This window comes from Streptomyces sp. WAC00040 (assembly GCF_056835925.1).
Map to the genome: position 1 here is coordinate 301,843 of NZ_JAKQZE010000006.1, position 20,172 is coordinate 322,014.

18 protein-coding genes and 1 pseudogene are annotated in these 20,172 nt (G+C 71.9%); 10 read left to right on the forward strand and 9 right to left on the reverse strand.

Features of this window, described 5'->3' with window-relative positions; all coding sequences use genetic code 11:
• Positions 1-187 precede the first annotated feature (187 nt).
• The gene (locus MDN94_RS38785; protein WP_482730447.1) at positions 188-1,639 is read left to right on the forward strand and encodes an aminotransferase class V-fold PLP-dependent enzyme; all 1,452 of its coding nucleotides are present in this window, start codon (positions 188-190) and stop codon (positions 1,637-1,639) included.
• Between the two features lie 430 nt (positions 1,640-2,069).
• On the opposite strand, the gene MDN94_RS38790 is transcribed toward MDN94_RS38785, so the two are convergent.
• Positions 2,070-3,044, reverse strand: a complete 975-nt coding sequence (locus MDN94_RS38790; protein WP_482730448.1) for a carbohydrate kinase family protein — start codon at positions 3,042-3,044, stop codon at positions 2,070-2,072.
• A 127-nt stretch (positions 3,045-3,171) separates the two neighbouring features.
• On the opposite strand from MDN94_RS38790, the gene MDN94_RS38795 reads away from it, so the two are divergent.
• Both MDN94_RS38795 and MDN94_RS38800 read left to right on the forward strand, forming a co-directional pair.
• Positions 3,172-3,396: a hypothetical protein gene (locus tag MDN94_RS38795; protein WP_482730449.1), complete on the forward strand. Its 225-nt coding sequence runs from the start codon at positions 3,172-3,174 to the stop codon at positions 3,394-3,396.
• A gap of 130 nt (positions 3,397-3,526) precedes the next feature.
• A complete protein-coding gene (locus MDN94_RS38800; RefSeq protein WP_482730450.1) occupies positions 3,527-4,972 on the forward strand; it encodes a hypothetical protein in 1,446 nt (481 codons plus the stop codon).
• A 76-nt stretch (positions 4,973-5,048) separates the two neighbouring features.
• On the opposite strand, the gene MDN94_RS38805 is transcribed toward MDN94_RS38800, so the two are convergent.
• Positions 5,049-5,405 carry a HesB/IscA family protein gene (locus MDN94_RS38805; protein WP_005318559.1) on the reverse strand — a complete coding sequence of 119 codons (357 nt, stop codon included), beginning with the start codon at positions 5,403-5,405 and terminating at the stop codon, positions 5,049-5,051.
• 270 nt (positions 5,406-5,675) lie between these two features.
• Here MDN94_RS38805 and nadA point away from each other — a divergent pair, with 270 nt between their 5' ends.
• Positions 5,676-6,863 (forward strand): quinolinate synthase NadA, encoded by a 1,188-nt coding sequence (gene nadA, locus MDN94_RS38810; protein ID WP_189476310.1) that lies wholly within the window; start codon positions 5,676-5,678, stop codon positions 6,861-6,863.
• A gap of 147 nt (positions 6,864-7,010) precedes the next feature.
• Here nadA and MDN94_RS38815 read toward each other — a convergent pair whose 3' ends face one another.
• The 5 genes from MDN94_RS38815 to MDN94_RS38835 form a co-directional block, all read right to left on the reverse strand.
• Positions 7,011-10,136: an efflux RND transporter permease subunit gene (locus MDN94_RS38815; protein WP_482730451.1), complete on the reverse strand. Its 3,126-nt coding sequence runs from the start codon at positions 10,134-10,136 to the stop codon at positions 7,011-7,013.
• Between the two features lie 141 nt (positions 10,137-10,277).
• On the reverse strand, positions 10,278-10,967 hold the full coding sequence (locus MDN94_RS38820) for a response regulator (RefSeq protein WP_482730452.1): 690 nt from the start codon (positions 10,965-10,967) through the stop codon (positions 10,278-10,280).
• On the reverse strand, positions 10,964-12,205 hold the full coding sequence (locus tag MDN94_RS38825; protein WP_482730453.1) for a sensor histidine kinase: 1,242 nt from the start codon (positions 12,203-12,205) through the stop codon (positions 10,964-10,966). Before MDN94_RS38825 ends, MDN94_RS38820 begins: the two co-directional genes overlap by 4 nt.
• Before the next feature lie 274 nt (positions 12,206-12,479).
• On the reverse strand, positions 12,480-12,764 hold the full coding sequence (gene pspAA, locus MDN94_RS38830; RefSeq protein ID WP_482730454.1) for a PspA-associated protein PspAA: 285 nt from the start codon (positions 12,762-12,764) through the stop codon (positions 12,480-12,482).
• 38 nt (positions 12,765-12,802) lie between these two features.
• Complete coding sequence (locus MDN94_RS38835; protein ID WP_078535378.1) at positions 12,803-13,600, reverse strand: PspA/IM30 family protein; 798 nt, start codon at positions 13,598-13,600, stop codon at positions 12,803-12,805.
• A 272-nt stretch (positions 13,601-13,872) separates the two neighbouring features.
• On the opposite strand from MDN94_RS38835, the gene MDN94_RS38840 reads away from it, so the two are divergent.
• The 3 genes and pseudogenes from MDN94_RS38840 to MDN94_RS38850 form a co-directional block, all read left to right on the forward strand.
• Positions 13,873-14,472 (forward strand): DUF3043 domain-containing protein, encoded by a 600-nt coding sequence (locus tag MDN94_RS38840; protein ID WP_441262624.1) that lies wholly within the window; start codon positions 13,873-13,875, stop codon positions 14,470-14,472.
• Positions 14,473-14,570: 98 nt separating this feature from the next.
• Positions 14,571-15,281 carry a class I SAM-dependent methyltransferase gene (locus MDN94_RS38845; RefSeq protein ID WP_482730455.1) on the forward strand — a complete coding sequence of 237 codons (711 nt, stop codon included), beginning with the start codon at positions 14,571-14,573 and terminating at the stop codon, positions 15,279-15,281.
• Between the two features lie 129 nt (positions 15,282-15,410).
• Positions 15,411-15,596, forward strand: a pseudogene (locus MDN94_RS38850) (trypsin-like peptidase domain-containing protein); the annotation flags it as partial.
• Between the two features lie 107 nt (positions 15,597-15,703).
• On the opposite strand, the gene MDN94_RS38855 reads toward MDN94_RS38850, so the two are convergent.
• Positions 15,704-15,907 carry a hypothetical protein gene (locus MDN94_RS38855; RefSeq protein WP_482730456.1) on the reverse strand — a complete coding sequence of 68 codons (204 nt, stop codon included), beginning with the start codon at positions 15,905-15,907 and terminating at the stop codon, positions 15,704-15,706.
• 96 nt (positions 15,908-16,003) lie between these two features.
• Between MDN94_RS38855 and MDN94_RS38860 the strand changes: the two genes are divergently transcribed.
• Together MDN94_RS38860 and cobT are read left to right on the forward strand one after the other, a co-directional pair.
• Positions 16,004-17,203 carry a bifunctional adenosylcobinamide kinase/adenosylcobinamide-phosphate guanylyltransferase gene (locus MDN94_RS38860; RefSeq protein ID WP_482730457.1) on the forward strand — a complete coding sequence of 400 codons (1,200 nt, stop codon included), beginning with the start codon at positions 16,004-16,006 and terminating at the stop codon, positions 17,201-17,203.
• An 86-nt stretch (positions 17,204-17,289) separates the two neighbouring features.
• Positions 17,290-18,366, forward strand: coding sequence for a nicotinate-nucleotide--dimethylbenzimidazole phosphoribosyltransferase (gene cobT / locus MDN94_RS38865; RefSeq protein WP_482730458.1), 1,077 nt, complete (start codon positions 17,290-17,292; stop codon positions 18,364-18,366).
• A gap of 163 nt (positions 18,367-18,529) precedes the next feature.
• Here cobT and MDN94_RS38870 read toward each other — a convergent pair whose 3' ends face one another.
• The gene (locus MDN94_RS38870; protein WP_482730459.1) at positions 18,530-19,285 is read right to left on the reverse strand and encodes a hypothetical protein; all 756 of its coding nucleotides are present in this window, start codon (positions 19,283-19,285) and stop codon (positions 18,530-18,532) included.
• Positions 19,286-19,362: 77 nt separating this feature from the next.
• Here MDN94_RS38870 and cobS point away from each other — a divergent pair, with 77 nt between their 5' ends.
• Positions 19,363-20,157 carry an adenosylcobinamide-GDP ribazoletransferase gene (gene cobS, locus MDN94_RS38875; protein WP_482730460.1) on the forward strand — a complete coding sequence of 265 codons (795 nt, stop codon included), beginning with the start codon at positions 19,363-19,365 and terminating at the stop codon, positions 20,155-20,157.
• The last annotated feature ends 15 nt before the right edge of the window (positions 20,158-20,172 follow it).

A 20,172-nucleotide genomic window follows, 5' to 3' on the forward strand; every position in this document is an offset into this window, starting at 1 on the left:
TTGGATGTTTATGCGGACCAAACCCTACTGGACGCTATTTGGGGTCGCGCGGGGAGGGTGCCCAACGCGCCGTCCGGCACCCCGAAGGGGTGGCTGCTCCCTTCGGGGTAGGTGCGGAGCGCCCCGGAATGCCCGATTCCGGCAGGCAACTGACACTCCGTGTCCTGGCCGGGGTTAGCGTGATGACGTGCCCTATTTCGACGCCGCTTCCGCCGCTCCTCTGCACCCCGTCGCCCGCCAGGCTCTGCAGGCCTCCCTCGACGAGGGCTGGGCCGACCCTGCCCGGCTGTACCGCGAGGGCCGCCGCGCCCGGCTGCTCCTCGATGCCGCCAGGGAGGCAGCGGCCGACGCCGTCGGCTGCCGCCCCGACGAGCTCGTGTTCACTCCTTCGGGGACGCAGGCGATCCACGCCGGTGTCTCCGGGGCGCTCGCGGGGCGTCGGCGTGTCGGCCGGCGGCTCGTCGTCTCTTCCGTCGAACACTCCGCCGTGCTCCACGCGGCGCAGGCATGGGAGGCCGCCGGCGGTTCGGTGACGGAGGTCGGGGTCGACCGGCGCGGAGCCGTCGCACCGGACGCGTACGCCGCCGAACTCGGCGAGGCCACGGCCCTGGCCTGCCTGCAGTCCGCCAACCACGAGGTGGGCACCGAACAGCCCGTGCGGGAAGTGGCCGAGGCATGCCGGTCCCTGGGCGTGCCGCTCCTGGTGGACGCGGCGCAGTCGCTCGCCTGGGGGGCTGTGGAAGGGGACTGGTCACTGCTCACCGCGAGCGCGCACAAATGGGGCGGCCCGTCGGGCGTCGGACTCCTCGCCGTACGCAAGGGCGTCCGCTTCGCCCCGCAAGGCCCCGCCGACGAGCGGGAGTCGGGCCGGTCCGCCGGATTCCAGAACATCCCGGCGATCGTCGCGGCGGCCGCCTCGCTCCGGGCCGTACGCGCGGAAGCGGCCGCCGAGTCGGCCCGGCTGCGGGCCCTGGTGGACCGGATCCGCGCGCGGGTGCCGGAGCTGGTGCCCGACGTGGAGGTGGTCGGCGATCCGGTGCGGCGGCTGCCGCACGTGGTGACGTTCTCCTGTCTCTATGTCGACGGCGAGACCCTGCTGCACGAACTGGACCGGGCCGGCTTCTCCGTGTCCTCCGGCTCGTCGTGCACGAGCAGCACGCTGATCCCGAGCCATGTGCTGAAGGCGATGGGCGTCCTCTCGGAGGGCAACGTACGGGTGTCGCTGGCGCCGTTCGACACCTCGGAGGAGGACGTCGACCGCTTTCTGGCAGTGCTGCCGGAGCTGGTGGCGGGGGTACGGGAGCGGTTCGGCGCGCCGGTGCCTGCGGCGGCGTCTGCGTCTGCGGAGGGAGCGGGGGCGCCCCCGTCGGCGGAGCGTTCGCCGGAGCTTTCGTCGGAGCCCCCCGAGGCGTCCGAGTCCCTGGTGCTGGACACCCTCGGGCGGCGCTGCCCGATCCCGGTGATCGAACTGGCGAAGGTCATCGGCGAAGTGCCGGTCGGCCGTACGGTCACGGTGCTCTCCGACGACGAGGCGGCCCGCCTGGACATCCCGGCGTGGTGCGGGATGCGGGGGCAGGAGTACGTGGGGGAACGGGGGGCGGAGGCGGGGGTGGCGTACGTCGTGCGGCGCTTGCGCTGACGCGTGTTCGCCTCTCCGCCCCTTCCCGACCCGGGTTCCGCCCGGACCCGTACGCGGCCTTAGGCCCGTGCCCTCGGTCTCCCCCTGCGTCCCTGCGGCCGTGGGAGCCGCAGGCAGGCTGGATCCGCTCCGCGAAATCAGCCTCGTCGGCATAGATCGGTGGTCCGGGCGGAGCCCCGGACCACCGAATCACAGCGCGGTACGGTCCGGGCTTGCCCGATCGCCGATCCCGCACCGGCCCGGGGCCTGCCCGGTGGCGGGTACCCGGCCGGGCCGCCGCCGGCCCCGGCATGCCCGACCGCGGGCCCGGGGCTCGCCCGGCGAGGGGCAGAGGCCTGCGCGAACGGCCCAGCCCCGCCTGGCGGCGCGCTCGCGCCCCGGGGCTTGCCCGCCGTGCGGTAACGGCCCCGCTGCGGGCGGGGCCGTTACGTCAGGACAGGTGTTCGCGGACCTCCGCCGCCGCATCGTCCCCGTATGCCTTCGTGAAGCGCTCCATGAAGTGCGCCCGCCGCAGCGTGTACTCCTGCGTGCCGAGCGTCTCGATCACCAGCGTCGCCAGCATGCAGCCCACCTGCGCCGCGCGCTCCAGGCCCACGCCCCACGAGAGGCCCGAGAGGAAGCCCGCGCGGAACGCGTCGCCGACGCCGGTGGGGTCGACCTTGGCCTCCTCATCGGGACAGCCGACCTCGATCGGGTCCGCGTCCGCGGATTCGATGCGGACGCCGCGCGAGCCGAGGGTGGTGACCCGGTGTCCGACCTTGCCGAGGATCTCCTCGTCGGTCCAGCCGGTCTTGGACTCGATGAGCCCCTTCTCGTACTCGTTGGAGAAGAGGTACGCCGCGCCGTCCAGCAGTATCCGGATCTCGTCACCGTTCATCCGGGCGATCTGCTGCGAGAAGTCCGCGGCGAACGGAATGCCCCGCGTACGGCACTCCTCGGTGTGGCGCAGCATCGCCTCGGGGTCGTCCGCGCCGATCAGGACGAGGTCGAGGCCGCCCACACGGTCCGCCACCGACTTGAGTTCGATCTGGCGGGCCTCGCTCATCGCCCCGGTGTAGAAGGAGCCGATCTGGTTGTGGTCGGAGTCGGTGGTGCACACGAAGCGGGCGGTGTGCAGGACCTCCGAGATACGGACGGACGCCGTGTCCACGCCGTGGCGGTCGAGCCAGGCGCGGTACTCGTCGAAGTCCGAGCCCGCCGCGCCGACGAGGATCGGGCCGGTGCCGAGTTGTCCCATGCCGAAGCAGATGTTCGCCCCGACACCGCCCCTTCGCACGTCGAGCGTGTCGACGAGGAAGGAGAGGGAGACCGTGTGCAACTGGTCCGCGACCAACTGGTCGGCGAAGCGGCCGGGGAAGGTCATGAGATGGTCGGTGGCGATGGATCCGGTGACTGCGATACGCACGGTGAGGCGCTCCTGAGGCGGGCTGGCAGTGACAGTCCACGCTACCGGTCCTTGGAGCCGGTCACGTGCGGAAACTACCCGATAGTAGGGCTTTTTTCCGGGACTCCCAGGTGCATACGGTGCGGCTATGACGAAGTACACGGCGGCGCTCGAGCCGCGGGCGCAGCGGGATCCACGGGAGCCCGAGATCAGTCTGGCCCAGCTGCGCGGCGACTGCGCCCGGATGGCACCACACTGGGTCGTACCGGCGGCAGCGGCACCCGCGCCCGTGCACCCCTCCCTCATCCACGGTGTCGTGGTGCCGTCCGCGTCCGCGCGGCTGGTGGACGCGATGTCGGAGTACGGCGACTGACGCCGCCCGGTCCCTCCCCGGCTCCGGCGCATGCGGCCGGCCGGGGAAGAGGCGAAGGGAACCACGCGCTCCTCCGCTCCGTCCCACACGTGTCCTCCGCAGCAGGAGGCGCGAGACAAGGAGCGATGCGGTGAGCAGCACGGAGAGCACGCAGGAGAGTCCCCGCCGTCGGCGTTCCCCGCTGGTCGTCGCCTCTGTGGCGGCCGCGGTGCTGGTCGCCGGCGGTGGCGGTGCGTACTTCGCGACCGTCGGCTCCGAGGGCGGCTCGAACGCCACGGACGCCAAGAACGGTGCCGCCGGAGCCAAGAACCCTCTTCCGCCGGCCCTGGACCTCGGCGGCAGCGGTACCGAGAGCGGGATCGCGCCGGGTGAGCCCGACCCCACCGGAGGCGGCGTCGTCTACAGCGCGAAGGGCGACCTGCCGGACGGGCCCGACCGCGCGCCCGTGCACCGGGCGACGGGGACGGTCACGGAGGCGGAGGTGACCCGGCTGGCGAAGGCGCTCGGCCTGCCGGGGACACCGCGTCTGGAGGGACCGGCCTGGAAGATCGGGCCGGCCAAGGACGGCCAGGGGCCGACACTCCAGGTGAACAAGGACGCCCCGGGGACCTGGACGTTCGCCCGCTTCGCTTCGCCCGGCGGGGACAACTGCCTGAAGGGCAAGGGCTGCCCCTCGGGCGGCTCGGCGGGCGGTGAGCCGGTGAGCGAGGCCGAGGCGAAGAAGGCCGCGGCGCCCCTGCTGAAGGCCGTCGGCCAGGGCGACGCCGCGCTGAACGCGGGCCAGCTGATGGGCGCGGTGCGCGTGGTGAACGCGAATCCGGTCGTGGGCGGACTGCCGACGTACGGCTGGACGACGGGCGTCCAGGTGGGCGCTGACGGCACCGTGGTCGGCGGCAGCGGGCAGCTGAAGAAGCCCGCGAAGGGCGACACGTATCCGGTGGTCTCCGCCGAGGAGGCGGTCGGTCAGCTGAACAAGGCGGGCAAGGACAGCGGACGCGTCGGCATCGGCGGGTGCGCCACCCCGGTCCCCCATGAGGGCGAGATCAAGCCGGACGCACCCTGCGAGCCCGACAGCGCCACCGCGGGGCCGGAGCGGCTGACGATCGGCAAGGCCGTCTTCGGGCTCTCCGCGCAGTATGTGGACGGGCGGCAGGCACTGGTGCCGACGTGGCTGTTCGAGGTGGCGGCGAAGGACGGGGGCAGGCCGTTCACAGTGACGCAGACCGCCGTGGAGGAGCGTTTCCTCAAGAGCGCCGAGCCGCCGGCGCGCGACATCGCTCCGGCGGATCCGTCGGAGGACCCGGCCGGCCAGGGCCCCGCCCAGATCTCGTACAGCATCGAGGGACGGACGCTGACCGTCACCTTCTGGGGCGGCGTGTGCAGCAACTACGAGGCGAAGGCGACCGAGAGCGGTGACCAGGTGAAGGTCCGGATCGTGGAGACGAACCCGGACCCCGAGCGGGTCTGCATCATGCTGGCCAAGGAGCTCAAGGCGTCCGTGACACTGGACGAGCCGCTGGACGACCGGAAGGTCGTGGACGCGAACACGGGCAAGCCACTGCCGCGCAAGGGCTGACCCCCCTCGTGCCACATGCCGAAGGCGGCGGATCCTCGAACGGGTCCGCCGCCTTCGGCATGAGCAGCCGGAACTCTTAGCTGAACGAGTCGCCGCAGGCGCAGGAACCCGTGGCGTTCGGGTTGTCGATCGTGAAGCCCTGCTTCTCGATGGTGTCGACGAAGTCGATGGAGGCGCCGCCCAGGTACGGGGCGCTCATACGGTCGGTGACGACCTTGACACCGTCGAAGTCCTTCACGACGTCGCCGTCGAGGGAGCGCTCGTCGAAGAACAGCTGGTAACGCAGGCCGGAGCAGCCGCCGGGCTGAACCGCGACGCGCAGCGCCAGGTCGTCCCGGCCTTCCTGGTCCAGCAGGGCCTTGACCTTGGCCGCGGCGGCGTCGGACAGGAGGATGCCGTCGCTCACGGTGGTGGTCTCGTCCGATACGGACATCTGCTTCTCTCCCGGGTTGTGCGGACTGCTTGCCGACGGTGCAACCGGCGTGGCCCTGGATTCATTCCGGACCGCTCGTCTTTCCCCTTCATGCTCGCACACCCGGCCATGGGACGGCACCGGCCTGTGGACGGGGCGTGCGTCACCTTGCGGACAGGGGGGTGCGTCACATCGACACTATGGCCATCGTCAAAGTGACGTGAAGCGGTTATGATAGATAGCGTCAAATAGACGAAAAGCGCTCTGCCAGACGAAGAAAGGGTGCGTGTCGTGACCACCGCCCAGACCAGCCCCGAGCTCGACGTGTCGCCGACTCCGCTCGCACTGCTGCTGCTCGGCCGTGAGGCCGACCCCCGCAGCGAGCGCGGCGTGGAGTGCCCGGGCGACCTGCCCTCGCCGTCCGACCCGGATCTGGTGGAGCGCGCCCGCGCGGCCAAGGAGAAGCTCGGCGAGAAGGTCTTCGTCCTCGGCCACCACTACCAGCGCGACGAGGTCATCCAGTTCGCCGACGTCACCGGTGACTCGTTCAAGCTGGCGAAGGACGCCGCGGCACGGCCGGAGGCGGAGTACATCGTCTTCTGCGGTGTGCACTTCATGGCCGAGTCCGCCGACATCCTCACCTCGGACGACCAGAAGGTCGTGCTGCCCGACCTCGCGGCCGGCTGCTCGATGGCCGACATGGCCACCGCCGAGCAGGTCGCCGAATGCTGGGACGTGCTCACGGAGGCCGGCGTCGCCGAGCAGGTCGTGCCCGTCTCCTACATGAACTCCTCCGCGGACATCAAGGCCTTCACCGGCAAGCACGGCGGCACGATCTGTACGTCGTCGAACGCCAAGCGCGCGCTGGACTGGGCCTTCGAGCAGGGCGAGAAGGTCCTCTTCCTGCCGGACCAGCACCTGGGCCGCAACACCGCCGTCCGGGACATGGGGATGTCCCTCGAGGACTGCGTCCTCTACAACCCGCACAAGCCGAACGGCGGTCTGACGGCGGAGGAACTGCGCGCCGCCAAGATGATCCTGTGGCGCGGTCACTGCTCCGTGCACGGCCGGTTCTCGCTGGACTCCGTCAACGACGTGCGTGAGCGCATCCCGGGCGTCAACGTCCTGGTGCACCCGGAGTGCAAGCACGAGGTGGTCGCCGCCGCCGACTACGTGGGCTCGACGGAGTACATCATCAACATGCTCGAGGCGGCCCCGGCCGGCTCTAAGTGGGCGATCGGCACGGAGCTGAACCTCGTCCGGCGCCTGGCGAACCGTTACGCGGACCAGGGCAAGGAGATCGTCTTCCTGGACAAGACGGTCTGCTTCTGCTCGACGATGAACCGCATCGACCTGCCCCACCTGGTGTGGGCCCTGGAGTCGCTGGCCGAGGGGAACCTGGTCAACCGCATCGAGGTCGACAAGGAGACGGAGAGCTTCGCGAAGCTCGCACTCGAGCGGATGCTGGCGCTGCCGTAGCCGCCGCCTCGCGCGCACGAGGGGCGTCCCGCCGCAGCGGGGCGCCCCTCACGCATGAGGTCAGGACCTGCCTGCGCCGACGACCACGACCAGGGCCCCGCAGCCGGTCGGCAGCGGGACCCTGCTCCGTGCGGGACAGAACGGAGGCTAGGCGTTCGACGGCTCCAGGGCCGTCTCGTCCGTCTCGCCGGGCTTCGCGGCCTCACGCTTCGCCGCACGCTTGGCCCGGCGCCGCTCCTTGCGGAGCTCCACCATCGCGTACAGCGTCGGCACCAGCAGCAGGGTCAGCAGCGTCGACGTGATGAGGCCGCCGATCACCACCACGGCCAGCGGCTTGGCGATGAAGCCGCCCTCGCCCGTGACCCCGAGCGCCATCGGCAGCAGCGCGAAGATCGTCGCCAGGGCCGTCATGAGGATCGGGCGCAGCCGGTGCCGGCCGCCCTCGACGACCGCCTCGACCACGCCGAGGCCCTGGGCCCGGTACTGGTTGATCAGATCGATCAGCACGATCGCGTTGGTCACCACGATGCCGATGAGCATCAGCATGCCGATCATCGCCGGCACGCCCATCGGCGTGCCCGTCGCGACGAGCAGGCCGATCGCGCCGGTCGCGGCGAACGGGATCGAGACCAGCAGGATCAGCGGCTGGATCAGCGACCGGAACGTCGCCACCAGCAGCATGAAGACGATCGCGATCGCGGCCAGCATCGCCAGGCCGAGGTTCGAGAACGCCTCCTCCTGGTCCTCGGACACGCCGCCGATGGAGGCGGTCGCGCCCTCGGGCAGGTCCAGCGCGTTGATCTTCGACTGCAGCACGGCGCTCACAGCGCCGGTGTTGTCACCGGTCGGCTTCGCCGTGATCGTCGCTGCCCGCGAGCCGTCGATCCGGGTCATCGAGACCGGGCCGGGGACCAGCTTCACCTCGGCGATGTCACCGAGCTTCACCGGGCCGAGCGGCAGCGCCTTCAGCTCCTCCATCGTCTTCGCCGGCTTGGCGGAGGTGATGACGATGTCCCGCTCGGTGTCGGCCAGGACGGCCTTGCCCGACGGGGTGCCGCGGACGGCCTGGCCGACGGCCATGCCCAGCGTGGCGTCGGTGAAGCCCGCATCGGCCGCCTTCGGCGTGGCCTTGACGGAAATGCGCGGCACGGACTGGGCCAGGTCGCTCTGGACGTCGGTCACGTCATCGAGCTTCGCGACCTCCGCCCGTACCGCCTCCGACGCCTTCTGGAGGGTGTCGGAGTCGGACGCCTTCACCACGACGCTCAGGTCCTGGCTGCCGAAACCGTCACCGGCGGCGATCGTCGTGTCGCCGACGCCGTCCAGCTTGGCGAGCTCCTCGTCGAGGTGATCGCGGACCTTCTCGTACGACGCCGAGTCCTTCAGCGTCAGCTGGTAGGACGCCTGGTTGGCGCCGGTGCCGCCGCCGAAGGCCGCCATGAAGCCGGAGGAGCCGACGGTGACCTGGTAGTCCTTGATCTCGTCGACGCCCGAGAGGACCTTCTCGACCTTCTTCGCGGAGGCGTCGGCCGCCTCGAGGCTGGTGCCGGGAGGAAGTTCCTGCTTGACGGACATGACCTCCTGCTCGCCCTGGTCGAAGAAGTTGGTCTTGAGCAGTCCGGCCATGCCGAAGGTGCCGAACAGCACCACGACCGCCAGGGCGACACTCGTCAGCCGGCGGCGGGTCGCGAAGCGCAGCACGGGGACGTACATCCGCTGGAGCCGGCTCCGCGCCTCCTTCTCCTCCGCCTTCCGCCGGGCCTCCTCCGGGTCCAGGCCCTGCACGGCCTTGGGGGCGCGCAGGAACCAGTACGACAGGACGGGGACAACGGTCAGCGAGACGAGCAGGGACGCCAGCAGGGCGGCGGTGACGGTCAGCGAGAACGAGCCGAACAGTTCGCCGACCATGCCGCCGACGAGACCGATCGGCAGGAACACCGCGACGGTGGTCAGCGTGGAGGACGTGACGGCGCCCGCCACCTCCTTCACCGCGGTGATGATGGCGCTCTGCCGCTCCTCGCCGTAGCCGAGGTGACGCTTGATGTTCTCGAGGACCACGATCGAGTCGTCGACGACCCGGCCGATCGCGATGGTCAGCGCGCCGAGTGTGAGCATGTTGAGCGACAGGTCACGGGTCCACAGCACGATCAGCGCGAGGACGACGGACAGCGGGATGGACACCGCCGTGACCAGCGTCGAGCGCAGCGACGCGAGGAAGACAAGGATCACGATGACGGCGAAGACCAGGCCGAGCGCGCCCTCGGTGGTCAGGCCGGAGATCGACTTGGAGACCGCCGGGCCCTGGTCGGAGACGACGGTGAGCTCCGCACCCGCGCCGAGGTCGGCGCGCAGGCCGGGCAGCTTGTCCTTGACCGCTTCCGAGATGGCGACGGCGCTGCCGTCGTTGTCCATGGTGGCCAGCACGGCGAGGCTGGGCCTGCCGTTCGTGCGGGTCAGGGAGACCCGGCTCGCCTCCGTCTGCCGGACGGTCGCGATGTCTCCGAGGCGTACGGGCCTGCCCTTCGTGCCCTGCGCCGGCACGATCCGCAGGTCCTCGATCTGCTGGAGGCTGGTGAAACCGCCGCCGACCTGGACCGTGCGGCTCTTGCCCTCCTCCGAGAACGACCCGGCAGGCATCGTGGCGCCGCCGGTCCTGAGCGCCTCGGACAGCGCCATGGTGTTCAGGCCCGCGGCGGCGAGCTTGCGATCGTCGGGGGTGACGGAGACCTGGAGGTCCTGGACGCCGTCGATGGAGACCTGGCCCACGCCCTCGATGTCCTCGATCGCGGGTACGACGGTCCGCTCGAGCTGGTCGGCGAGCGCCTGCTGGTCCTTGTCGGAGGTGACGGCGAGCACGACGGTGGGGATGTCGTCCGTCGACCCGGCGACGACCTGGGGGTCCACCTCGTCCGGGAGCTGGGCGCGGGCCCGGTTCACGGCCTGCTGGACGTCGGCGACGAGCTGCTTGCTCCCGTCCCCGTACTCGAAGCTCGCCATGATGACGGCACTGCCCTCGGCGGCCGTGGACGTGATGCCCTCGATGCCGTCGACGGCCTTGAGGCTCGCCTCGAGCGGCTCGACGACCTGCTTCTCGACGACATCGGGCGACGCGCCCTGGTAGGGGGCGAGGACCGAGACCATCGGGAGCTCGATGGACGGCAGGAGCTGCTGCTTGAGCTGCGGGACGGCGATCGCACCGAAGACGATCGCGACGATGGACATCAGCCCTATCAGGGCCCGTTGCGACAGGCTGAATCTGGACAGCCAGGACATGGGGTCTCTCTTCTGTGGCTTGCGCAAGGACGGGCACAGAGGCCCGCCTATACCTTCGGCCACTCGAGGAGGGCGTTCCGTAGCCCCCAGGTCCCGTTCCTCACACCGCGCATACCACGGCTGGAGTACGCGCCCTCCCGCTCACTCCACCCTTGGACGTACCAGTCCCGACTCGTACGCGGTGACCACCAGCTGGGCGCGGTCGCGGGCGCCCAACTTGGCCATGGCGCGGTTCACATGGGTCTTGACCGTGAGCGGGCTGACCTCGAGCCGGGTGGCGATCTCGTCGTTGGAGTGACCGCCGGCCACCAGCACCAGCACCTCCCGCTCGCGGACGGTGAGCGCCGAGAGCCGCTCGGAGAGGTCCCCGGCGTTCCGGCCGTCGTCGTCCGCCGCTCCGCCCTGCGCGAGGAAGGTGGCGATGAGGCCCTTGGTCGCGGCGGGCGACAGCAGTGCCTCCCCGGCGGCGGCGACCCGGATAGCGTTCAGCAGTTCGTCCGGTTCCGCGCCCTTGCCGAGGAAGCCGGAGGCGCCGGCCCGCAGCGACTGCACGACGTACTCGTCGACCTCGAAGGTCGTCAGCATGACGATTCGTACGTGCGACAGCTCCGGGTCCGCGCTGATCTCGCGGGTGGCGGAGAGTCCGTCCGTACCGGGCATCCGGATGTCCATGAGGACCACGTCGGCCCGCTCGGAGCGGGCCAGCACCACCGCCTGCGCACCGTCGGCCGCCTCTCCGACGACCTCCATGTCCGGCTCGGAGTCCACCAGGACCCGGAACGCGCTGCGCAGCAGCGTCTGGTCGTCGGCGAGCAGCACCCTGATCGTCATGTGTCCTCCCCCGCGCGGACGGCCCGCACCTTGAGCGGCAGTATCGCCTGCACACGGAAGCCGCCTCCGTAGCGGGGTCCCGCGGTGAGGGTGCCGCCGAGGGCGGTGACCCGCTCCCGCATGCCGAGCAGACCGTGACCGCCGCCGTCGGAGGGACCGGCCGCGTCGGCGGGGCCGTTGTCGATGACGGTGACCTCCAGCGTCGAGCCGACCCGCACCACGCTCACCTCGGCCTTGGCGTCCTTCCCGGCGTGCTTCCGCACATTGGTCAGCGCCTCCTGGATGATCCGGTAGGCGGCCAGGTCGACGGCCGCCGGCGGCGCGTCGCCGTCGTCGGCGCGGGCGACCTCCACGGGGAGGCCGGCCTGACGGAACGTGGTGACCAGTTCGTCGAGGACCGCGAGACCGGGTGCGGGTGCGGTGGGCGCCTCCGGGTCCCCGGACTGGCGTAGCAGCCCGACGGTGGCGCGCAGTTCGTTCAGCGCGGAGCGGCTCGCCTCCCGTACGTGCGCGAGCGCCTCTTTGGCCTGGTCCGGACGCTTGTCCATGACGTGGGCGGCGACCCCGGCCTGCACATTGACCAGCGCGATGTGGTGGGCGACGACGTCGTGGAGGTCGCGGGCGATCCGCAGCCGCTCCTCAGCGACCCGGCGCCCCGCCTCCTCCTCCCGCGTCCGCTCCGCGCGCTCCGCCCGCTCCCTGATGGCGTCGACGAAGGCCCGCCGGCTGCGCACGGCGTCACCGGCGGCGGCCGCCATACCGGTCCAGGCGAAGACGCCCAGGTTCTCCTGCGTGTACCAGGGGCTCGAGCCGAAGGCCATCGCTGCGGCGGTCAGCACGGTCATCGTCAGCAGGCCGACCCGCCAGGTGGTCGGACGGTCGGTACGGGAGGCGACGGTGTACAGGGCGATCACGGCGCTCATCGCGACGGGGGCGGCCGGGTCGCCGGCCACCAGTTCCACGACGGACACCGCGCCGGTGACCAGCAGCACGCCCATCGGCTCACGCCGCCGGAAGACGAGCGCGCCGGCGGCGAGAAGCATCAGGACCGCGCTGCGCGCGTCGGGTGTGCGGGTGCCGAAGGTGGGACCGTGCGGCCCGTTCGGATCGGCGAAGGAGCCGGCCACCATGCAGATCAACGCGGCCACGGCGAGGGCGCCGTCCAGTGCCAGCGGGTGCGCGCGCAGCCAGTTGCGGACGCGGTCGTACCGGGCGGCGAATGGGGTCACGTCGGGCAACGTTACGGCGTGGGAGGGGTGGCGGAGCACGGTGGTGGCCGCGACCGCGGCCCGGAACCGGAGATTGGGGCGCGGGGGTCCGGGGCCTGCCCCGTAACGGGTCCCGGCGGGGCCCCGGTTCCGGTAGGCGCGGGGAGGGGGCAGGCTCCGCGAAGCTGCACCGTTCCGGTTCGGGCCGCGGTCGGGGACAGACCGGCGCGACCCCGTTGAAGAAGTCGGTGCAGCCGGTACAGAAGGGGCGCGCGTGTTGGAGTGCGGGCGCGGGCGCCGGCCGCTACGCCACCGGCGGGATCAGACCGCTCTCGCCGAGGAGTTCACGGACCTCCTCCAGCGTCGCGTCCGGCGCGGGGAGAATCAGTTCGGACGGTTCGAGAGAGGCGTCGGGCAGTGGCTCCCCCAGCTCCCGGACCTTCTCGAGGAGCGCGTGCAGGGTTTGGCGGAAGCCGGCCCCGTCGCCGCTCTCCATCTCCGCGAGCAGTTCGTCGTCGAGCTTGTTGAGTTCGGCGAGGTGGCTTTCCGCCACCTCCACCTGGCCCTCCCCCATGATCCGTACGATCATGACGAGTCCTTACTCTCCGTGCAGGTCCGTACTGACGGTCACTGCTTGTCGAACTTGTGCGGGCTGTTCTGCTGCTGCGTGGCGTCCTGGGAGCCGGCGGCGCCGCCTTCGATCGCCTGCTTCGATGCCGGGCCGCCGGCCAGTTCCGCCTTCATCCGCTGGAGCTCCAGCTCGACGTCCGTGCCACCGGAGAGGCGGTCCAGCTCGGCCTGGATGTCGTCCTTCGCCAGCCCCGACTGGTCGTCGAGGGCACCGGAGGCGAGCAGCTCGTCGATCGCGCCGGCCCGGGCCTGGAGCTGGGCGGTCTTGTCCTCGGCGCGCTGGATCGCGACGCCGACGTCGCTCATCTCCTCCGAGATGCCGGAGAAGGACTCCGCGATCCGGGTCTGCGCCTGTGCCGCGGTGTAGGTGGCCTTGATGGTCTCCTTCTTCGTGCGGAAGGCGTCGACCTTGGCCTGGAGCCGCTGCGCGGCGAGCGTCAGCTTCTCCTCCTCGCCCTGGAGGGTCTGGTGCTGGGTCTCGAGGTCGGTGACCTGCTGCTGCAGCGCGGCACGGCGGGAGAGTGCCTCGCGGGCCAGGTCCTCACGGCCGAGGGCCAGCGCCTTGCGGCCCTGGTCCTCGAGCTTCGAGGACTGCCCCTGGAGCTGGTTCAGCTGCAGCTCGAGGCGCTTGCGGGAGGTCGCCACGTCGGCGACTCCGCGGCGGACCTTCTGAAGCAGCTCCAGCTGCTTCTGGTACGAGTAATCGAGGGTCTCGCGCGGATCCTCGGCCCGGTCGAGGGCCTTGTTCGCCTTCGCGCGGAAGATCATCCCCATACGCTTCATGACACCGCTCATGGGCTTCGCGCGCCCCCTTCTGACGGACTACGGCTTCAGCACTCCAACAGAACCCACAGTACGGGCCCTGCATCCATTACCGCACTGTTCGAGCGCGGATGCGCTCATCCCCAAGGACGACTGCGTACGGCTCCGATCCGGCGCAAGGAGTAGGTGGCTGTCAGGGGAGCCGTACCCGCCGTCCCGTTCTGTCCCTTACGGACGCACGCCGTTGCGGGATCGTTCCCCACCGGGGTGGGGTCCATGCCCCGCAACCCGTACCCTTGGGTTTTGTGTTCCGTAGCCGTTCCAAGGAAGAGAAGGCCCCCACCGGCAAGGTGACGGCGGACCTCTCCAAGCAGCCCCGCGACCCCGAGGCCCCCAAGGGCCGCCCGACGCCTAAGCGCAGTGAGGCACAGGGCCAGCGCCGTCGTGCCTCCAGTGGTGCGCCGCAGGACCGCAAGGAGGCGATGAAGCGCCAGCGTGAGGCACGCCGTGCCGACCTGGCCAGGCAGCGGGAGGCTCTCGCCAGCGGCGACGAGCGTTACCTGCCGGCCCGCGACAAGGGCCCGGTGCGGCGCTTCGTCCGCGACTTCGTCGACTCCCGCTTCTGCATCGCGGAGTTCTTCCTGCCGCTCGCGGTGGTGATCCTGGTCCTGAGCATGGTCCGGGTCGCCCAGCTGCAGAACATCGCGCTGCTGCTCTGGCTCGGCGTGATCGTGCTGATCGTCGTCGACTCGATCGGCCTGTCGATCCGCCTGAAGAAGCAGCTCCGTGAGCGCTTCCCGAACGAGCCGAAGCGCGGAGCCGTCGCCTACGGCCTGATGCGTACGCTCCAGATGCGTCGGCTGCGCCTGCCCAAGCCGCAGGTCAAGCGCGGAGAGCGGCCCTGAGCACCAATTCGTCGCAGCGTGGCGGCTTCACGCCGGAGGCGTCCGCGAACTGGCTGGCCGGCGCCGGCGGTCTGCGCAACACCGTCCGCCAGGAGCTGGTGGCCCGGCAGCTCGAGGAACAGATCACGTCGCGGTATCCCGTCGGCCAGCGGCTGCGGGTGCTCGACGTCGGCATGGGACAGGGCACCCAGGCCCTGCGTCTGGCACGCGCCGGGCACACGGTCACCGGCCTGGAGTCGGACTCCGTGATGCTGAAGGCCGCCCGTGAGGCGCTGGCGGGCGAGCCCGCCGGTATCCGCGAGCGGGTCCGGCTCGTGGAGGGCGACGGCCGGGACACCGGCGTGCACTTCCTGCCGGGCAGCTTCGACGTGGTCCTCTGCCACGGCGTGCTGATGTACGTGGAGGAGCCGGACGGGCTGCTCGCCGGTCTGGCCAGGATGCTGGCGCCGGGCGGGCTGCTGTCCCTGCTCGTCCGCAACGGCGACGCCCTGGCCATGCGGCCCGGAGCGGCCGGGGACTGGCAGACGGCGCTGGACGCCTTCGACACCCAGACCTACACCAACCGCCTCGGGCTGAAGGTGCGCGCCGACCGGCTCGAGGCGCTCACGGCGACGCTGGACGGCATCGCCGCGCCGCTGCATGCCTGGTACGGGGTGCGGATCTTCACGGACAACATAGGCAACGACGTCGAGCTCCCCGCCGCGGACGAGCTGCACCAGGTGCTGACGCTGGAGGAGCGCGCCGGACGCACCGACCCGTACCGCGGGGTGGCGGCACTGCTGCACCTGTGCGGAGTACGGCGGATCTGACTCCGGCCGCCGCCCCCTGATCGGCGGCGCACCGTAGGCACGGCCGGGCGGCCGTAGGGACACTCCTCCGGGCATCGACGCATCTCCCCCGCCCGGCCGGTCGAAACCTCCGGCTGCCGGCGACCGCCGGCGACGCTGGTCTCCGCCTCACCCGAGCAGGACCTCGCCGTCGTCAAGCTCGACGACGTCCCCCGAGCCTCCGGGCCGCCCGCTTCGGTGACTCCTCCGAGGTCGCGGTCGGCCGGATCGTCCTGGCCATGGGGTCGCCGCTCGGACCGTCGAGCAGCATCCCCCAGGGAATCGTCTCAGCCGTGGCAGCGCCGGCCCAGCCCGAGAGTCAGGGCCCCGGAGCGGCCGGGAAACGAGCGCCGGGCCCGACCGAGGGCGTCACACCCCCGGCCGGGCCCGGCACAAGCGCAGGCTCAGGACTCGTGGAGGCTCATCGGGCCGTAGATCTTCGCGCCGTCCTCCGAGAGGACGACCTGGTCCGCCCCGCCCTCCTGGAGTTCCTTCCAGTGCTCGCCGATCCAGGATTCCGCGTCGCCCTGCGTCGTGAACTCCTCCGGCTCCACCGCCGGCTGGACCTCCGTACCGTCGGACTTCTCGAACCGCCACGTCCACGCCATGTGCGCCTCCCACGTCCCTAGGGCAAGCTGATCAGTTTGCTGCCCGCAGCGTAGCCGGGCGCGCACCGCTCGGGGCGAGGCGGCAGGATCGGAGGCGTGGAACTGACTCTGCTCGGCACCGGCGCTCCCGCCGGCCTCCCCCGGCCCGACTGCCCCTGCGCCGTGTGCGCCACCGCCCGCGGCCCGGAGGCGCGGGCGGCGACCGCGTTGCTCGTGGACGGGGCGCTGCTTCTGGATCTGACGCCGGGCGCCGCGCTCGCCGCGGCGCGTGCGGGGCATTCGCTCGTGGGCGTGAGGCAGGTGCTGTTGACGCACCCTCACGACGGTCCGCCCCTGGATCTGCCGGCGGGGCTTCCGACGGCGGGGAGGGTGCCGGACGGGCGGGAGTTGACGCTGATCAGCGGGCACCGGGTGCGGGCCCTGCCGACGGACAATCCGGGCACGGGTTACGAGGTGACGTCCCCGGACGGTGACCGGCTGCTGTATCTGCCGCCGGGCGCGGCCCCTGCGGGTCTCGCGGAGGGGCTGGCCGCGTACGAGATGGTCGTGGCCGATGTCGTGGGTCGTCCGGACGCGATCGCCCGGCTGCGGGCGTCGGGGGCGGTCGGGGCGACGACGGACGTGGTCGCCGTGCATCTGGACCATGACGCCCAGGGCGGCCCCGAGCTGACCCGTCGTCTGGCGGCGGCGGGGGCCCGTGCGGTACCGGACGGGACGACGCTGATCGTCGGCGAGTACCACGCGGTGCCGGACGTGCCGAGGCGGACTCTGGTGACGGGCGGGGCACGTTCGGGGAAGTCGCTGGAGGCGGAGCGCCGGCTGGAGGCGTTCCCGGACGTGCTGTACGTGGCGACGGGCGGGGCCCGGGACGGAGACGCGGAGTGGGCGGCCCGGGTCCACGCGCACCGTGAGCGCCGGCCGGGTTCGTGGCGTACGACGGAGACGTGCGACCTGGTGCCGCTGCTGGAGGCAGAGGGGCCACCGCTGCTGATCGACTGTCTGTCGCTGTGGTTGACGGACGCCATGGACAGGGCCGGCGCCTGGGACGACGAGCGGTGGGCCGCCGAGGGTGAGCGGGCGCTGCGGGAGCGGGTCGGCGAGCTGGTCGCGGCGGTCCGGGCCACGGCCCGTACGGTCGTGGCGGTGACGAACGAGGTGGGTTCCGGGGTGGTCCCTGCAACGGCGTCAGGGCGGCGTTTCCGTGACGAGCTGGGCCGGCTGAACGCGGCGTTCGCGGACGAGTGCGAGCAGGTGCTGCTGGTGGTCGCGGGCCAGGTGCTGGTACTGCGCGGCTGAGGTCCGCTCGAGGCGGGGCCGGGCCGTTCCGGCACGGTCCCCCGCCGGCCGTCCGCGCGTCGGCGGGTGCCGGTACTGTTCGGCGAATGAGCAGGCTGAATCTCGACGACTTCTCCGATCTGATCGAGCGCCCGGACAGCGGTACGCGGCGTGACGCCGAGGAACGCCGGGAGCGGCTCGTCGTGCCGCCTGGTGCGCTGGGCCGTCTCGACGAGCTGGGCGAGTGGCTCGCCGCCGCGCAGGCGTCCGTCCCCGTGAGGGCGATCGAGCGGCCGCGTGCGGTGCTGTTCGCCGGCGACCACGGTGTCGCGGAACTGGGTGTGTCGGCGCGGGAGTCGGGCACGGCGCACCGGTTGGTGCGGGGCGTGCTGGAGGGCGGGAGCCCGGTGGCCGTGCTGGCCCGCCGGGCGGGAGTGCCGGTGCGGATCGTCGACGCGGGTCTGGACTGCGAGCCGGGTCTGCTGCCGGAGGAGGTGTCGCGCCACCGGGTGCGGCGCGGCAGCGGACGCATCGACATCGAGGACGCGCTCACCGCCGAGGAGGCGGAGCAAGCGGTGCGCCTCGGCATGGCGATCGCCGACGAGGAGGCCGACTCGGGTACGGATCTCGTGGTTCTCGGTGACCTGAGCGTGGGCGGTACGACGCCGGCGGCGACGCTGATCGCGGCGCTGTGCGGCACGGACGCGTCCGTGGTGACAGGCCGCGGCGGGGCGGGCATCGACGATCTGGCCTGGATGCGCAAGTGCGCGGCGATCCGGGACGCCTTGCGGCGGGCCCGGCCGGTGCTGGGCGATCAGCTGGAGCTGCTGGCGGCGGTGGGCGGCGCGGACCTGGCGGCGACGACCGGGTTCCTGTTGCAGAGCGCGGTTCGCCGGATGCCGGTGATCCTGGACGGCGTGGTGTCGGCGGCGTGCGCGCTGGTGGGGCAGCGGGCGGCGTTCCGTGCTCCGGACTGGTGGATCGCGGGCCAGGTGAGCGGCGAGCCGGCGCAGACGAAGGCGTTGGACCGGATGGCGCTCAATCCGGTGCTCGACCACGGCGTGACGGTGGGCGAGGGGACGGGCGCGCTGCTGGCGCTCCCGTTGGTGCAGGCGGCTGCCGCGCTGGCGGCGGAGCTGCCGGAGCGGCCGGGTCCGGAGGCGGCGGAGCCCGAGGCGCGGTGACGCCGGGCGGGAACCGTCCGCCGAGGATCGGGCTCGCCGCCGGCCGGACCGAGGGATTCGTGGCCTGCCACGGTCGATGCACCGCCGGCCTCTGGAAGGCAGGAGCTGATCACGGCGGGCGGCAGCCGGCGGCCGCACCGCGCCGCAGTCCGAGGCTCCGCGGTCACGGGTCGCGGGGCGGCACCCGGTCCGGCGCGCCGCCGATCAGGTCCTGGAACGCCCGGCGCGGCCCCGACCAGCGCCGGTCGTGGCGGACCGAACGCAGTCGCGCCCTGGCACGGGCCTTCGGGCGGCGCCGGTAGAACCTGCGGGCCCAGTACGACTCGGGGCGGGCCAGCCGTACCGCACCGACCAGTGCCACCACCGGCACGAGCACGCCGAGCAGGCCCATCCTGGCCTTGCCCTTGAGGAGGGCGATCAGGGCGAAGAGCAGGTTTCCCACCACGGTGAGGATCACGACGGCTCGGTTCTCGCGTTCGTCCGGCGTCAGCCCGTCGACGCCGAGCGGCACGGAGCCGCCGAGTACCAGCAGCGCTAAGGCTGTGGCCATCACGACGACCTCGACGCTCTTGCGGCCCTCTTCGGTCCAGTAGACGTCGTCCAGATGGAGGATCAGGGCGAACTCGTCGAGGACCAGCCCGGCTCCCATCCCGAAGATCACCGCGCAGACGGCGGCTCCGACGCCGTGTCTGCCGCTGCCCACGGCGCCGAAGCCGCCGACCACGGTGAGGAGGACCCCGGGCACCACGTGGTGGATGTGCATGCCGCCCGGAGTGACGTTCTTGAACGGCCCCTTGCCCGCCCTGATCAGCCGGGTGACCATCCGGGTGCTGATGAACGTGACCACGAACGAGGCCAGCGCGAGCAGCATCGGCAGTTTTCCGGGTTCCAGGATGTTGCGGTAAAACCAGTGACCCATGCCACCCGCTCCCGTTCAGGACACTTCGCCCGTTATGCGCAATTTACCGTCACGGGGCTCGGGCTACCCTTCGCGCGATGACTCCTCGGACCGCCGCCGCGGCCTCTGCGCACGGCATACGTTTCGCCTTCGGTACCCTCACCGTGCTCCCCGTCCGCGTCACCCGCTGGGACCGCGACGCCGCGCGTGCCGGGATGCTGTGCGCGCCGCTCGCGGGGCTCGTGGTCGGGCTGTCCGCCGCGGCGGCCGGCGGGCTCCTGGCACTGCTGGGTTCGGGGCCGCTCCTGGCCGCGGTGGCCACGGCGGCGGTTCCGGCCGTGCTCACCCGGGGGCTGCATCTCGACGGGCTCGCGGACACGGCGGACGGGCTCGGCAGCGGCAGGCCCGCGGAGGACGCGCTGCGCATCATGAAGCAGTCCGACATCGGACCGTTCGGCGTGATCTCGCTGCTGTTCGTGCTGCTCGGGCAGGTCGCGGCGCTGGCCGAACTGTACGCGCGGAGCTGGGCTCTGGGCGCGACGGCCGCGGCGCTTACTGCCGTGACCGCCCGTCTCGCGCTGACCCTCGCCTGCCGGCCCGGTGTCCCGCCGGCCCGTCCCGAGGGCCTCGGGGCCGCCGTCGCGGGGGCTGTTCCACTGCGCGCCGGGCTCGCCGTGAGCGCCGTCGTGGGCCTCTGCGCGGTGGGCGCGGGCGCGATCTTCGGCCCGTACGGGGCACTGCACCACGCACTCGCGGTGGCGGCCGGTCTGCTGGCCGCCCATTTCCTGCTGCGGCACTGCGTGCGCCGCTTCGGCGGAGTGACGGGCGATGTGTTCGGGGCGCTCGCGGAGACGGCGGGCACGGTGGCACTGGTGGCGCTGACCTTGAGCTGACATTTTCCCGTTCCT